The 13,931-nt window shown below is 68.9% G+C and carries 14 protein-coding genes; 5 read left to right on the top strand and 9 right to left on the bottom strand.

Features of this window, described 5'->3' with window-relative positions; all coding sequences use genetic code 11:
• Nucleotides 1-20: 20 nt before the first annotated feature.
• The 7 genes from ACF1GV_RS09030 to ACF1GV_RS09000 all read right to left on the bottom strand — a co-directional run bounded on the left by ACF1GV_RS09030 (nt 21) and on the right by ACF1GV_RS09000 (nt 6,672).
• Entirely contained in the window at nt 21-539 is a 519-nt protein-coding gene (locus tag ACF1GV_RS09030) for an ATP-binding protein (protein WP_391679653.1), read from the bottom strand.
• A gap of 169 nt (nt 540-708) precedes the next feature.
• Nucleotides 709-1,401 (bottom strand): ANTAR domain-containing protein, encoded by a 693-nt coding sequence (locus ACF1GV_RS09025; RefSeq protein WP_391679456.1) that lies wholly within the window; start codon nt 1,399-1,401, stop codon nt 709-711.
• Between the two features lie 636 nt (nt 1,402-2,037).
• On the bottom strand, nt 2,038-3,216 hold the full coding sequence (locus tag ACF1GV_RS09020; RefSeq protein ID WP_391679453.1) for a NosD domain-containing protein: 1,179 nt from the start codon (nt 3,214-3,216) through the stop codon (nt 2,038-2,040).
• 31 nt (nt 3,217-3,247) lie between these two features.
• Nucleotides 3,248-3,454, bottom strand: a complete 207-nt coding sequence (locus tag ACF1GV_RS09015; protein WP_391679451.1) for a hypothetical protein — start codon at nt 3,452-3,454, stop codon at nt 3,248-3,250.
• Nucleotides 3,455-3,488: 34 nt separating this feature from the next.
• Nucleotides 3,489-4,412, bottom strand: a complete 924-nt coding sequence (locus tag ACF1GV_RS09010; RefSeq protein ID WP_391679448.1) for a carbohydrate ABC transporter permease — start codon at nt 4,410-4,412, stop codon at nt 3,489-3,491.
• Nucleotides 4,409-5,284, bottom strand: a complete 876-nt coding sequence (locus ACF1GV_RS09005; RefSeq protein ID WP_391679444.1) for a carbohydrate ABC transporter permease — start codon at nt 5,282-5,284, stop codon at nt 4,409-4,411. The genes ACF1GV_RS09010 and ACF1GV_RS09005 overlap by 4 nt, the downstream gene beginning before the upstream one ends.
• 47 nt (nt 5,285-5,331) lie before the next feature.
• Nucleotides 5,332-6,672, bottom strand: coding sequence for an ABC transporter substrate-binding protein (locus ACF1GV_RS09000; RefSeq protein WP_391679441.1), 1,341 nt, complete (start codon nt 6,670-6,672; stop codon nt 5,332-5,334).
• 421 nt (nt 6,673-7,093) lie between these two features.
• On the opposite strand from ACF1GV_RS09000, the gene ACF1GV_RS08995 reads away from it, so the two are divergent.
• The 5 genes from ACF1GV_RS08995 (at nt 7,094) to ACF1GV_RS08975 (ending at nt 11,903) form a co-directional block, all read left to right on the top strand.
• Entirely contained in the window at nt 7,094-8,098 is a 1,005-nt protein-coding gene (locus ACF1GV_RS08995) for a LacI family DNA-binding transcriptional regulator (protein WP_391679439.1), read from the top strand.
• An 89-nt stretch (nt 8,099-8,187) separates the two neighbouring features.
• Nucleotides 8,188-9,567, top strand: coding sequence for a glycoside hydrolase family 172 protein (locus ACF1GV_RS08990; protein WP_391679436.1), 1,380 nt, complete (start codon nt 8,188-8,190; stop codon nt 9,565-9,567).
• Nucleotides 9,560-11,011, top strand: a complete 1,452-nt coding sequence (locus ACF1GV_RS08985; protein ID WP_391679434.1) for a glycoside hydrolase family 32 protein — start codon at nt 9,560-9,562, stop codon at nt 11,009-11,011. The genes ACF1GV_RS08990 and ACF1GV_RS08985 overlap by 8 nt, the downstream gene beginning before the upstream one ends.
• A gap of 30 nt (nt 11,012-11,041) precedes the next feature.
• Nucleotides 11,042-11,416 (top strand): transposase, encoded by a 375-nt coding sequence (locus tag ACF1GV_RS08980; RefSeq protein ID WP_391679431.1) that lies wholly within the window; start codon nt 11,042-11,044, stop codon nt 11,414-11,416.
• A 37-nt stretch (nt 11,417-11,453) separates the two neighbouring features.
• Nucleotides 11,454-11,903: a VOC family protein gene (locus tag ACF1GV_RS08975; RefSeq protein WP_391679429.1), complete on the top strand. Its 450-nt coding sequence runs from the start codon at nt 11,454-11,456 to the stop codon at nt 11,901-11,903.
• Nucleotides 11,904-11,910: 7 nt separating this feature from the next.
• On the opposite strand, the gene ACF1GV_RS08970 is transcribed toward ACF1GV_RS08975, so the two are convergent.
• Both ACF1GV_RS08970 and ACF1GV_RS08965 read right to left on the bottom strand, forming a co-directional pair.
• Nucleotides 11,911-13,155 (bottom strand): amidohydrolase, encoded by a 1,245-nt coding sequence (locus ACF1GV_RS08970; RefSeq protein ID WP_391679426.1) that lies wholly within the window; start codon nt 13,153-13,155, stop codon nt 11,911-11,913.
• The gene (locus ACF1GV_RS08965; protein ID WP_391679650.1) at nt 13,152-13,931 is read right to left on the bottom strand and encodes an ATP-binding cassette domain-containing protein; all 780 of its coding nucleotides are present in this window, start codon (nt 13,929-13,931) and stop codon (nt 13,152-13,154) included. Before ACF1GV_RS08965 ends, ACF1GV_RS08970 begins: the two co-directional genes overlap by 4 nt.

Here is a 13,931-nt window from a genome sequence, read left to right as displayed (position 1 = left end):
ACCTTCCCTGAGCCGCACGCTCATGGCCGCGGTGAGGAAGCCGGGCCCGCCGTCTCGATGCGGCGGGCCCGATCCGTGCCACCGGTGTCGTCCTGAGAGGTGAGGCGCAGACGGGCGGTGATCTGCTTTCCCACGGCATGCGATGTGACGGCGACGTGATCGCTGACCGCGTGGACCAGGTGCAGTCCGTGGCCGCCGACGCGCTGTGGGTCGCGTCGGTGCACTGTCGGCCGGTCGGAGGAGGTGTCCCGGACGGTGATCGCGAGCTCTTCGTCGGACAGCTGCAGGGTCAGCCCGCACGGGCCCGGGGCGTGCCGGATCGCGTTCGTGACGAGCTCACTGACGACGAGCTCGGCGTCCAGGACCAGTGGGGGCGGCACGGGCGTGCGGTACCGGACACAGGCGAGGAAGGCGCGCAAAACATGGCGCGCGTCACTGACGCGGGCCGCTGCGCCGTCCCACGTCACGCTGCAGCGCAGCGTGACGGGCTCACCCGTGCCCTGTTCATCCGCCGCCTGATTCCTAAGCGGGGTGACCATCCGGGGCTCTTTCGTTGTGCTTGCCGTCCATTGCGGCCGTCGGGCCCGCGTGTACCCCTCTGTCGACCGCACACACCTCAGGTGACTTGCCTGCAGGTGCGGTGCATCGCCCTGGACGGCGACGCCGACACCGTGCTCGGACGGTCGACCAGGGCATGCGGGCTGCCGCTCAGGCCGGGTCGGTGCGTCCGGTCCGTATCCGCTGGGCGACATCGCGGAGTTTGATGTTGTGCTGCTGGGAGATGCGGCGCAGCACGTTGAAGGCGTCGTCCTCGCTCAGCTGGTGGCGCTCCATGAGGATGCCCATGGCCTCACCGATGGAGTGCCGGGACTCCATGGCGTGCTCGAGCTGGTCGATGGTGCGGGCGCTGTCCAGGGCGACGGCGGCGTGCGAGGCCAGCAGCCAGCCCGCGGTCTCGATGTCCTTGCCCATGGCTCCGGGGCGGCGGGCGTACAGGTTCAGTGCGCCGAAGTCGTCCTCGTCGGTGTAGAGCAGTACGCCGGTCATGCTGCCGATGCCCAGCTTGCGGGCCTCCGCGGCGAAACGCTCCCATGCCGGCTGCGGCTGGTTCAGGTCCTCGATCCGGTACACGCGTTCGCCGTCCTTGTGCCGGGCGAGATCGAAACAGGGCCCCTCGTCCAGCTCGCCCTGGAGGCGGTCGGACTCGTGGACCATGTCCCCGCAGGCCGCCAGCGTCACCGCCCGTCCCTTGCGCACCGCAAGGATCCCCGCCGCATCACAGCCCTCGATCAGCTTCACCGCCGACGCCGCGATCTCATCCAGCGTCGCCTGCAGCGAATCCTGGGCCAGCAGGTGCCGCGCGAGCACCGCCATCTGCTCGGCGTACTTCTGCCACTCCATAGCCACCCCGCCTCGATCACCGACCGGGCCACACTAGACCGAGTTCTGCGATGGAGGATGTTTTTGACCTCAGTACAGCCGCCCACCCAGGGCAAATCGTTGCCCCGGACCGACGGAACGCCGGGTACGTCGACCGGCCGCCGGGCCGAGGGCCGTCCTGGTGGGGCCTGTGCGCGGAGCCGTGAGACGACGAAGCCGCACCGGAGCTCTCCGGTGCGGCTTCGTCGTGACTTCGGCGGCGGTGCCGGGCACGATGCGGTCGGCGCCTCATGCGGCCTGTCCCTGTGACGCTTCCGAGGTGCATCTACACGAAGGTGCCGAGCCTGGGGCGGCGAGGTACCGCAGCGGGCTGCCGCGGCCACTGGGACGGCAGGCGGCTCCCAGGCCGTCGCGGCGAACGGTGCGGCGCCCGTCGGCAGACGCGCTCGTTCGGTTGCCTCTTGCCGGTCGGAATGCGAGCGAGCAGCGGCGCGGACGGCGGTCAGCGCCGGGCAGCGGATGCCCGGCTCGGTTCCGAACCCGCGACACCCGCTGGTACCCTCCGCGTTCCTCTGTGCGCGGCCCGCCCGCCTCCATGCGTGTCGAAGACGCTCCACGGAACCGCCCCACAGTCCTGCGCCTGGGCGCAGGATGCGTTCAAGGCGTGGCGACGAGCGAGTAGTTGGTGGTGAACGCCTGCACTTGAGAGTTCTGTGCGGTGTAGAGGAGCTTTGTTTCGGCGGAGGAGGCGTCGAGGACTACCTTGACGCCAACGTTCGCGGTGATGTTGTTGGTGGCCAGGTAGTTGCGGGCGCCGCCGGCGACCAGGATGATCGTCGGGTCGGAGCCGGCCGGGCTGATGTTCTCCGGGGGTACGGAGAAGGAGAACTGGTTGCCGATCACGGCGTTGTCGTCGCCGCTGATGCGCATCATGCCGTAGAGGTCGTCGAAGCGGGTGCTGGTGCCGTCGCCGTACACCCGCCGGAAGTGGTTCGCGGAGATCAGGTTGCCCGAGCTGCCGTTCTGCAGCGAGATCATGCTCGGGAAGTCGCTCAGCAGCTTGTTGGCGGAGATGGTGCAGCGGTTCGATTCGATGAGGGTGATGTTGCAGGCCCACAGGATGGTGTTGCCGGTGATGGAGAGCCCCTCGGTCCTCTCCGCGTGGACGGAGTAGCCGGCCCAGGCGCTGATGAGGTAATTGTTGGTGATCTTGACGGACTGGGAGGCGCCGGTCAGTTCGATGCTGCTGCCGCACTCGGCGACGAAGTTGTTGGTGAAGCTGCAGGCGTCCGCCCCGTTCACGGTCATGGCGTGTTCGAGGTAGACGAAGCCCATTCCCTCGAAGCGGAAGGAGTCGTTGTCCGACTGCACCGATATGCCGATCTTGGAGTTGCCGGGCGTGTACGGCTTGACAGCCGACACACCGTCGATGCAGAAGTCCTGGAAGACGATGCCGCTGAGCCGGCCGACGTCGTCCGGCCGTCCGGCGCGTTGCACCAGGAACGCTTCACTGTGGCCATCGGTGTTCATCACCCGGACGTGGCTGGAGCCGGGCTGCACCTCCCCCCACGAGCCGGTGTTGGACCCGTCGCGGATGGCCTCGGACAGGAAGCCGTGTCCGGAGCCCTTGATCGTCAGGAAGCTGATGTCGACGATGACCCGGGTGAGAAGGTCGTAGTGGCCCGGCGGGATGTAGATGACGGCGCCGGGCCGGGTGTTCTGGGTGGTCTGCCTGGACTTGATGTCCGCGATGATCTCGTTGATCACCCGGCCGATGTCGGTGTAGGGCGACACGCTGGCCGCGAAGGTGGTGACGTCGTAGACGGTGTCCGCCACGGGGATGATCCTTCCGGTTGAAGACCTCTGGTCACAGGACGCCGACGATCGCCCTGTACGACCGATGCGACGTGCTGGTGTGCTTGGTGTGCTGAGGGGGCTCGGGAGGGGCCGGTACGGTGGCGTGCGCCGGCAGGGGCCTGGTGGCGTTCAGGGACGCCACCGTGGTGAGCGCCGCGAGCGCGGCGCCCCTCAGCACGGTGCGCCGGGAGGGGGCGGGCTGTCGGTCGGAATCCATGGCGGCTCCTCGTGGAGTGGGGCGTGTGCAGGGGTCAGCGGACGGCGCCCGCGGTCATGCCCGCGATGACCTGCTTCTGGAAGGCCGCGTAGATCGCCAGCTGCGGCAGGAGGACGAGGGTGGCGGATGCCATCATCGCGCCGTAGTTGACGCTGTAGACGCCCTGGAACTGGGAGACGGCGAGGGACGCGGTGGTCAGCGACGGGTCGTTGATGAGCGTGACCGCGAAGGGGAACTCGTTCCAGACGTAGATGACGTTGAGGATGGCGAGGGTGGCGACGACCGGCCGCATGAGCGGGAAGACGATCTTCCAGGCCATGCGCCAGAGCCCGACCCCGTCCATCACCGCCGCCTGTTCGATGTCGTCGGGGAAGTCCCGCAGGAACCCGGTCAGCAGCAGGATGTTGAACGGGATCGAGACGGCGATGTACGGCAGGATCAGCGCCGCGTAGGTGCCGAACAGGCCGAGGGCGATGTCGATCCGGTACACCGGGAACAGCAGGATGTAGACGGGGATGGCCAGTCCACCGAGGAAGTAGTACCGGAGGGTGTTCTGCGTGCGGCGACCGCCCCTGCGGAAGACCATGCGCGTGAGCGCGAACGCCGCCAGGTAGGAGATGAACAGCCCGACCGTGACGGAGACGACGGCCAGGATCAGTGTGTTCTTGTACATCACCAGCAGGTTGAGGGTCTCCAGCGCCTGTTGGTAGTTGGCCAGAGTGAGGTGGGAGAACGAGAAGGGGTGGGCCAGGATGGTGTCGTTGGTCTGGAACGACAACAGCAAGATCCACAGCAGGGGGATCAGGATCACGAAGGTGATCAGGTAGGCGGCCGCCGAGGCGACGATCACGCCGCGTCCGCTGCGCCGGGGCCGGCGCGGGACGGCCTTCCGGGACGGTCGCGGCACCGGCCGTGTGCGGACGCCGGACTTGGTGTCGGTGTGCATGTCGGTGCTCAACTCCGCTCCTGTCTGCGTCGGTTGCCGAGAAACGTGGCCGCGGAGGCGAGCGAACCGACCACGAACACCACGACCGCCAGGGCCATGCCGTAGCCGTACTGCTGAGTGGTGAAGGTGATGTGGTACATGTAGCTGACCATGACCTCGGACAGGTGGACGGGACCGCCGCCGGTGAGCGCGTAGACGAGTTCGAAGACCTTGAAGACGCCGGTGACGACGAGGGCGGTGACGATGCCGAACGTCTCGCGCAGCATCGGGATCTGGATGTGCCGCAGTTGCTGCCAGCGTGACGCGCCGTCGAGGCTGCTGGCTTCCATCACGTCGCGGGGCAGCATGCGCAGGCCCGCGTAGAAGATGGTCAGGACGAAGCCGACCTGCTGCCAGAGGTAGACCAGGCCGATCGAGTACGGGCTGAGCGTGGGACCGCCGATCCACTGCGGCCCTGCCGGTAGGCCGATCGCCAGCAGAAACGCGTTCACCAGGCCGATCTTCGGGTCCAGCATGAAGATCCAGATCAGTCCCACCAGGATCGGCGCGATGATGGCCGGGGCGAAGACGAGCGCCCGCAGCGCGCCGCTGCCCCTCACCCGGCCGCTGAGCAGTACGGCGAGCAGGAAGCCCAGGGGGATCAGCAGGAACAGGGCGATGCCCAGGATGACTCCGGTGTTGCGCAGGGAAGTCCAGAAGACATCGTCCTGCGCCATCTGCCGGTAGTTGCTCAGGCCGGTGAACGCGGTGGCGGAGACGCCGTCGTAGTCGGTGAAGCTGTAGTAGAGCGAGTACAGGATCGGGTAGATCATGTACACGCTGTAGAGGAGGAGGGCCGGCGCGATCATGAGGGTGAAGTGCCGGCGCGTGGTGAGCCAGTTCATGCCGTTCCCGTTGTTCGAGGCATGCCGAAGAAGGCTGGTGCGGGCGACTACTTGATGGACTTCTGGACCTTCGCCGCGGCCTCCTCGGGGCTCAGGCTGCCGCCCATGACCCCGTAGAAGCTGTCGTACATGGCGCTGGCGGTGGCAGCGGAGACCACCAGGTCGGGCTGGGCCTGGGGGCTCTTCCAGCCGGGCTTGGCCGCTTCGGCGAGAACACCAGCGAAGACCGGGTTCTTCGCCGGGTCCACGGTGGGCTTGTACGTGGTGACCGGCGGCTGGCCGTTGTCGACGAGGATCTTCTGGCCCGCGTCGCTGTAGTAGAACTGGATGAACGCCTTCACCGCGGCGTACTTCTTCTTGTCCTGCTTCACCTTGGCGCTCACCACGAACGGCGCCGAGGGGACGTTCATGACGAGGTTCTGGTCCCCGACGCCGTCGGAGAAGGTGGGGCCGGCCCAGAAGCCGGTGCTCTTGCCCACCTTGCTCTCCTGGATCTTGTGCGCGTCCCAGACGCCCGTGTCGAGGAAGGCCGCCTTGCCGTCCGTGTACGAGGCGACGGCCTGGGCGTACGTCTGGGTGTTCATGTTGGCGGGGAAGGCGCCGGCCTTGGCGAGTTCTTCCACGTGCTGGTACAGGCGCACGAAGTCGGCGTTGTCGTAGCGTGCCTTGCCGACCAGGATGTCCTGGTACTTCGCCTCGAACCCGAAGCGGTCGAGCATGGTGAGGAAGGCCCAGACGCTGAACGAGGAGGTGTTCGCTCCTTGCGCGATCGGCACCACGCCCGCGGCCTTGAGCTTCTTCACCGCAGCGAGCAGGTCGTCGAACGTCCTGGGCACGGCGATCCCGTGTGCCCGGAGGATGTCCTTGTTGTAGTAGAAGCCGGTGACCAGCGCCTGGTAGGGGACGCCGTACTGGACGTTGTCGAAGCGGAAGGCGGCCAGCATGCTCGGCTTGAACTTCGAGTGGAGGTCGTTCTCGGCGAGGATCAGGGAAAGGTCCAGCAGGTTGCCGTTCTTGGCCATGGTCTTCGCGAGTGAGTCGTAGACCCAGAACATCTCCGGCAGCGTGCCGCTCTGCGCGGCGATGGTCATCCGCTGTTCGTGCTGGTCGACCAGTTGACCCTCCAGCTTGACCTTCATGTCGGGGTGCATGGCGTTGAACGCCTGCACGAGCCGCCAGGTCGCCGGGTCCTGTGTCTTGCTGTCCGGGTTGTGCATGGACAGGGTGATCACACCGTCCGACGACGAGCCGTTCGGTGAGTTCACCGCGGAGCCGCAGGCCGTGCTGGTGGCCAGCAGTGCGGTCGCCGCAGCGGTGAACAGGAGCCGGCGCGAGATGCCGGAGCGCGGTCCCGACGAGGAGGACGCGGGCTGGGAAGAGGTCGCCATGGTGCTGTTGCCTTCCGGGAAACACAGGGTGAGGCGGAACCGGCGTGGGGGAGGGGCTCCGGGGAGGTGATGCGCTACGGGCCGTCGGGTCCGGGGTGTGTACCGGTGCCGCTCGGGCGTTCGGCGTGGGACCGGCGTGACGGTCTGACGCAAACGTTTCGATGAAAGGTACTCGGCAGGTCTGGACTGTCAATACTGCGCGTCGGAGAAGTTCCGAGCGGGTCAACGTCCTTGCTGGTTGAACCCTATTGACGGTCATCGTCGAGCATGCGAAAGTCTGCGCAATCGTTTCGATGAGTCGGACGGTGAGCGGTGGACGGCGCATCGGTCGATCCCATGAACCGGTGGACCGTATGGCGCTGCGCAGTGACGGACCGGATCATGGATCCAGTCCCACGACACGAGGAGGCGGCGAGCGGCAGTGGCCACGATCTCCGACGTTGCACGGATGGCCGGCGTATCGACGTCCACCGTGTCGCACGTCATCAACGGCACGCGGCCGGTCCGCGATGAGACCCGCACCCGGGTCGAGGAGGCGGTAAAGGCCACGGGCTACCGGCGCGACAGCCTCGCTCGCGCGCTGCGCCGCTCTCGCACGGACTCCATCGGACTGGTCCTGACGGACATGGCCGAGCCGGCTTTCGCGGCGATGGCCCGCGGTGTCGAACGGGAGGCCATGGGTGCCGGCCTGACCGTGCTGCTGGCCAACTCGGGCGAGGACGCGGAGCTGGAGGCGCGGGCGCTGGAGGTCCTCGCCGAGCGTCGGGTCGACGGCCTCCTCATCGCTCCGGTGGCCCGGTCACGCCGGGAAGTGATCACCGCGGTCATCGACCAGGGCACGCCGGTCGTCCTGATCGACCGCCTCAACGGGGTCAGGGCCGATCAGGTGGGCGTCGAGAACACCGCGCCCATGCGGGAGCTGGTGCTGCACCTGGCGGAACGGCACGGCCACCGGCGGATCGCGCTGGCCGCGGGTGACACCGGCGTGTCCACCATCTCCGAGCGGCGGCGCGGCTATCTCGACGCACTCGACGAGGCCGGCATCGAGGTCGACGACGCCCTGATCGTGACCGGAAACGGGCGGGCGGACGACACCCGCGAGCGCATGACGAGTGTCCTGCGGCAGCACCGGCCGACGGCCGTGGTCGCCGCCAGTACCGAGACCGCGGTGGGTGTCCTGACGGCGGCAAAGGGGCTGAGCCTGACCACGCCGGAGGACTTCGCCTTCGCCACCTTCGACGGCTTCCCGCACACCGACCTGTTCCGGCCCGGTATCACCGCGGTCGCCCAGCCGGCCCACGAGATCGGGGCCACGGCGATGCAGCTGCTGCTCAGCCGTATCGACGGCACCCTCACCTCCCGGCCCCGCACCGTCCGCCTTGAGCCGGAGATCACCTACCGGGAGTCCTGCGGCTGCCCGGCCTGAGCCACTCCACCACAGCAAGGGGCGGCAGGAGAGGTCCAGTCTCCCGCCGCCCGAGTTCAGCGAACCATCACTGAAGGGGTCAGTCTCCCATGCCCTCGCACGCCCTCGAACACCTCACCCGCCCCGCGCGGGCCCGCACCGCCCGCGTCTCCAGCTGGGACCAGCGCGGCCGTAACCAGGACTACTGGACGACCCCGGCCCACTCCAGCCGTGTCCTGGCCGACCTCGAAGGCCCCGGACGGATCAGCCACATCTGGATGACCCAGTTCTGCCGCCGCACCCTCGGCCCGGGCCTGATCGACCCCCTGGAGGCCGACACCGTGGCCCCCGTGATGGAGATCCACAACGCGCTCGGCGTCAACTGGGAAGAGCCGGACCCGGACTACTACCGCAAGGTCCTCATCCGGATCACCTGGGACGACGAAGAGGAGCCCGCCGTCCTCGTCCCGCTCGGCGACTTCTTCGGCATCGGCCACTGCATGCCCAACAGCTACCAGTCGGCCCTGTTCACCGTCTCCGCCAAGCCGGAGGAATCACTGATCTTCGGCGGCAGTGCGGCCCTGAACTGCTGGGCGCCGATGCCCTTCAACAAGCGCGCCCGCATCGAGCTGGTCAACGAGAACGACCTGCCCATCCAGCAGTACTTCTACATCGACTACGAACTGTTCCCCGACGAACTGGCCGAGGACACCCTCTACTTCCACGCCCGCTGGAGCCGCAGCAACCCCTGCAACGGCTGGGCCCCGGACATCCAGACCAACAGCCCCGAGGCCAACATCACCGACCTGACCGGTGAGGACAACTACGTCATCCTCGACACCGAGGGCAAGGGCCACTACGTCGGCTGCAACCTCTCCGTCCACCACCGGCAGGGCAGTTGGTGGGGCGAGGGCAACGACATGATCTGGATCGACGACGACTTCCTGCCCGACGGCTCCACCAGCTGGCCGCCCTCCCTGCATGGCACCGGCACCGAGGACTACTTCAACCACGCCTGGGGGATGCAGAAGAACGCCTACCTCTACCACGGCGCGATCCTCCACGAGGCCGACGTCCCCGGCTACTCCGTCAACTACCGCTTCCATGTCGCCGATCCGATCCGCTTCGAGGAACGCATCAAGGTCTCCATCGAGCACGGCCACGGCAACCACCTCGCCGACGACTGGGCCTCGACCGCGTACTGGTACCAGACCCTGCCCTCCCCGAAGGCGATGATCCTGCCGCTGGAACAGCGCCTGCCCGTGCGTCCGGCCGGACAGCCGATGCCGGTTCCGGCCGCGCGCTCCGGCGCGGTCGCCGAGGAGATCGCCGTCATGCGCGAGCGCTACCAGGCCCGCTTCGAACGCCATATGAACAACCTCGCCGAGCGCACCCGTCTGAGGGGCGAACGCTCGCTGCAGGAGTCCGAGGCCAACATCAAGCAGGCCGCCGCCGTCCGTCGCCGCTACGACGAGCGCGCCCATGACTGAGACCCAAGTACCACCGGCGCTCGACACCCACTTCCCGGCGGTCCACCTCCGCCCGCCGGCGCACTGGATCAACGACCCCAACGGCCTGGTCTTCCACGACGGCCACTACCACGTCTACTTCCAGTACAACCCGCACGGCGCCCGCCACGCCGACATGCACTGGGGCCACTTCCGCAGCCCGGACCTCATCCACTGGGAGCTCCTGCCGGTGGCCCTCGCCCCCACACCCGGCAGCGACGACGAGGGCGGGATCTGGTCGGGCAACGCGGTCTCGCACGACGGCCGCCTCACCGCCTTCTACTCCGCCCGCCACCCGGACCGCCGGCACCAGCCGGTGACCTCGGCGGTGTCGTACGACGGCGGTACGACGTTCACCAAACGCGGCCGGCTGCTGATACCGGAGGCACCCGACGACACGACGATGTTCCGCGACCCGTACGTGTGGCAAGACGGCGGCCGCTGGCGGATGCTGGTCGGCGCGGCCTTGGCCGACGGCCGCGGAGCAGCGCTGGAGTACACCTCCGGCGACCTCGACCACTGGTCGTACAAGGGGGTCTTCCTCGCCCGGCCGCCCCACCCGCTTCCCTATGGCCGCAATACCGAGGAAGGCTGGGAGTGTGCCCAGTACGCCGCCTTCCCGGACGGCACCGGTGCGGTACTTGCCAGCGCCTGGGATCCCGAGGAGGGAGCCAGCTGCGCGATCTACTGGCCGGGCCACGAACAGGACGGTGAGTTCCAAGCCGCGGCGCCACCCCGGCTCCTCGACCACGGGCCCGACTTCTACGCCCCCGCCCTGCTGCGCGCCCCCGACGGGCGCCGGCTGATGTGGGCCTGGATCTGGGAGGCCCGAGACGAGGAACGCGTCGGCGCCCCCAGCGCCTGGACCGACGAGGTCGGCTGGGCCGGAATGCTCTCCCTGCCCCGCGAACTGACCCCCGGCCCGGACGGCGAGCTGATCCAACAGCCCGCTCGCGAGCTGCTCGCCCTGCGCGGCGAACGACGGATCGTCGCCGCGGGAAAGGCGAGCGCCGAGCAGCCGGCCGACCTCGGCGAGGTAAGCCGGGCCACCGATCTGACCGTGTCCCTCGAGCGCGGCGGACGTCTGCGGCTGCTCACCTCGCCGGACGGGACGGAGTACCTCGACATCGTCCACCACCTGCTCACCGGCGAACTGGTCGTCGACCGCGACCATGCCTCCCTCGATTCCCGCGCCAAGGGCGGCAGCTGGCGCCTTCCGGCAGAGGGGCCCACCGCGACGCTGCGGATCCTGCTGGATCACTCGGTCGCGGAGATCTTCACCGCCTCCGGCTGTGCCCTCACCCTGCGCTTCTATCCCGTCGGCGAGGGGCCTTGGCGCGTGCAGATGGGCGCCATGGGAGTCGGCTCCGCCGCTTACACGGTCGGCGCCTGGGACCTGAGCAAGGACCCGGTCGCCGACTCCTGACCGTGCCACGGGCGCCCCGCCGAGATCGATGTGCCTCGGCGGGGCGTCTCGTGCGTGGGCCAGATCTCTTCCGCACCTGCGCAGAGCTCGTCGACGGGCAGTGAGGCGTCCTTCGCCGCGCTGTGCGGGGTCAGCCCGGTCGAGCGTTCCTCGGGCAGTCGGCAGTACCGTCGCCTGAACCGGGGCGGCGACCGGCAAGCGAACGCGGCCCTGCACCGGATCGTGCCGACTCGCCTGCGGGTTGACCCGCGTACCCAGGACTACGACGAGCGCCGCAGCAAGGCGGGCAAGACTCGACGCGAGATGGTCCGAAGCCTCAAGCACTACGCGGCCGAGAGGTCTGCCACCTGGTCAGACCCGTGCAGTCGTCACCCCCGTCATAGGGGCAGTCGCGAGAGGGTCTGACGCGTGAGTGAGACACCGTCGAACACCCTGCAATACCGTGAACCCGAACCCGCATCTGCGCACCCTCCACCACATCTGCATCGTGGCGATCGACCTCGACCGGGCCGTGGCGTACTACGAGAGCCTCGGCGTCGGGCCTTGGTACGACTACCCGAAGAGCACCGCCTACAAGGAGTTCGAGGTGCCCAGCCGTGAGGCGTCGGCGGCGATGCGCTACAAGTGCGCCAACCTCGACAACGTGCAGCTCCAGCTCTGCAAGCCGCCTGAACTCGACTGCCCGCAGCGGCGGTTCCTCGACGAGCACGGCGAGGGCGTCCACCACCTCGGCTTCGAGACGCCGGACCTGACCGACGCGCGGGCCCATGCCGGGCGGCTCGGGCTCGGCGTCCTCGCGCCCGGGCGGCGCGCCGATGGCAGCGGCTTCTGCTACTTCGACACGCGGGAGGGAGCGGGGGTGGTGCTGGAGGTGCGCCGCACCCAGCGGTGACGTGCGCTCAGGCCAGTCGGCTCAGCGCCGCCGACACCAGCGTCCGCACACCGGGCACGAGTACTGACGACGGTTCGGGAGCGAACAGCGGGCTGTGGTTGCCCGGCACGTTGCCGAACTTCTCGGCGAGGTCGTCGCCGGGCGCCGCCTCCCAGACATCGGCAGGGGTCGCCGTCACGTACCAGTAGTCGTACGGCACACCCTCGGGCGCGAGCAGGGAGAAGTCCTCGCTGCCCATGGCCGGACCGAAGTCGAAGACTGTGGCTGCGCCGAAGAGTTCACGGTGCACAGCCGCGATCTCACCGTCCAGCGAGGCGTCGTTGACGGTGTTCGGATAGCCGGGCCGGACGGTGACCTCGGGCGGTACCGTGCAGCCCGCCGTCCGGCACTCGCCCGCGACGATCCGGCGGACGGCGCCGAGGACGCGCTCACGCACCCGTGTGTCCTGCGTGCGCAGGTTCAGGGCGAGCCGGGCCTCGGCGGGGATGATGTTGTGCTTCGTGCCGGCGTGGAACCGGCCGACCGTCAGGACTACCGACTCGCGCGCCGCGACCTCCCGCGACACCACGGTCTGCAGGTGCGTGACGATGTACGCGGCGGTCACCACCGGGTCGACGGTCGACTCGGGGCGTGAGCCGTGGCCGCCGACGCCGTGGACGACGACGTCGATGTCGTCGGAGGCGGACATGGTCAGGCCGGGCGTATGCGGGTAGAACCCGGCGAGGCCGGGTGTGACGTGCTGGCCGAGCAGCACGTCGGGGCGCGGGAAGCGCCGGTGCACTCCTTCGGCGACCATGGCCGCCGCCCCACCGCCGGACTCCTCCGCAGGCTGTCCGACGACGACGAGCGTGCCGGACCAGGTGTCGCGGGCGGCGGCCAGGACTTCGGCGGCGCCCGCGAGCCAGGTGACGTGCAGATCGTGGCCGCAGGCGTGCATCACGCCGTCGACGGTGGAGGCGTACTCCAGGCCGGTGGCCTCCTGGACGGGCAGGGCGTCCATGTCGCCGCGCAGCCAGACGACGGGACCGTCACCGTTTGCCAGGACGCCGACCACTCCGGTGCGGCCGACGCCCTCGGTCACGTCGTAGCCGGCCGCGCGCAGCCGTGCGGCTAGCCTGGCCGCGGTCCGGTGCTCCTGGAAGGCCAGTTCGGGATGGCGGTGCAGATCCCGGTAGAAGTCCTGCAGTTGGGCGGGTTTCAGGTCGGCGGTGAGGTCCAGGGTGAGGCGGGCTGCGGTGGTCGGCTCGCTCATGCCAGCTGCTCCTTCTCCTCGAAGGGCGGGACGCTCGCCAGCAGGCGGCGTGTGTAGGGGTGTTGCGGGGTGCGGTAGACGTCCCGTACGGGCCCGTGTTCCACCACTTCTCCTTGGCGCAGGACGGTGACCTCGTCGCTGACGTGGCGGACGACGGCCAGGTCGTGCGAGATGAAGAGCATCGTCAGGGACAGGGAACGGCGAAGTTCCTCGAGGAGGTTGAGGACTTCGGCCTGTACGGAGGCGTCCAGCGCCGACGTGATCTCGTCAGCGATGATCACCTCGGGTTCGACGGCCAGCGCGCGGGCGACGGCGATCCGCTGCCGCTGCCCGCCGGAGAACTCGTGCGGGTACCTGCGGGCCGCCGAACCGTCGAGCGCGACCGTCTCCAGCCAGCGCTCCACCACCGCCGCGTTCCTGCGGGCGTCGGCCCGTACCGGGTCGACGGCCTCGGCGATGGCCTGGCCCACGGTCATGCGCGGGTTGAGGGAGGCGTACGGGTCCTGGGAGACGAGCTGCACCCGGCGGCGCACCGCCGTGAGCCGTCCGCCCCGCAGACCCGTGAGGTCCTCGCCGTCGAGGGTGATGCGGCCCGCGCGCGCCGGATGGACGCCCACGATCGCCTTGGCGATGGTCGACTTCCCGGAGCCGGACTCGCCGACCAGGCCGAGCGTCTGCCCGGCCCGTACCCCCAGGGACACACCGTGCAGGACGGTTCTCGCGCGCTTGCCGTGGCCGAAGGTGACGGTCAGGTCCTCGACGGCCAGCTTGTCCAT

Origin of the sequence: Streptomyces sp. NPDC014006 (genome assembly GCF_043088925.1) — a bacterium.
In the GTDB taxonomy this organism is placed as follows: Bacteria; Actinomycetota; Actinomycetes; order Streptomycetales; family Streptomycetaceae; genus Streptomyces.
Note: the sequence above shows the minus strand (reverse complement) of the source record. Positions and strands in the feature narration are given on the sequence as shown.

Excerpts from the sequence above, each read along its gene's own strand:
- ACF1GV_RS09030 (WP_391679653.1), bottom strand. The coding sequence starts at position 539 with ATGGTCACCCCGCTTAGGAATCAGGCGGCGGATGAACAGGGCACGGGT.
- ACF1GV_RS09025 (WP_391679456.1), bottom strand. The coding sequence starts at position 1,401 with ATGGAGTGGCAGAAGTACGCCGAGCAGATGGCGGTGCTCGCGCGGCAC.
- ACF1GV_RS09015 (WP_391679451.1), bottom strand. The coding sequence starts at position 3,454 with ATGGATTCCGACCGACAGCCCGCCCCCTCCCGGCGCACCGTGCTGAGG.
- ACF1GV_RS09005 (WP_391679444.1), bottom strand. The coding sequence starts at position 5,284 with ATGAACTGGCTCACCACGCGCCGGCACTTCACCCTCATGATCGCGCCG.
- ACF1GV_RS09000 (WP_391679441.1), bottom strand. The coding sequence starts at position 6,672 with ATGGCGACCTCTTCCCAGCCCGCGTCCTCCTCGTCGGGACCGCGCTCC.
- ACF1GV_RS08990 (WP_391679436.1), top strand. The coding sequence starts at position 8,188 with ATGCCCTCGCACGCCCTCGAACACCTCACCCGCCCCGCGCGGGCCCGC.
- ACF1GV_RS08985 (WP_391679434.1), top strand. The coding sequence starts at position 9,560 with ATGACTGAGACCCAAGTACCACCGGCGCTCGACACCCACTTCCCGGCG.
- ACF1GV_RS08970 (WP_391679426.1), bottom strand. The coding sequence starts at position 13,155 with ATGAGCGAGCCGACCACCGCAGCCCGCCTCACCCTGGACCTCACCGCC.
- ACF1GV_RS08965 (WP_391679650.1), bottom strand. The coding sequence starts at position 13,931 with ATGGACAAGCTGGCCGTCGAGGACCTGACCGTCACCTTCGGCCACGGC.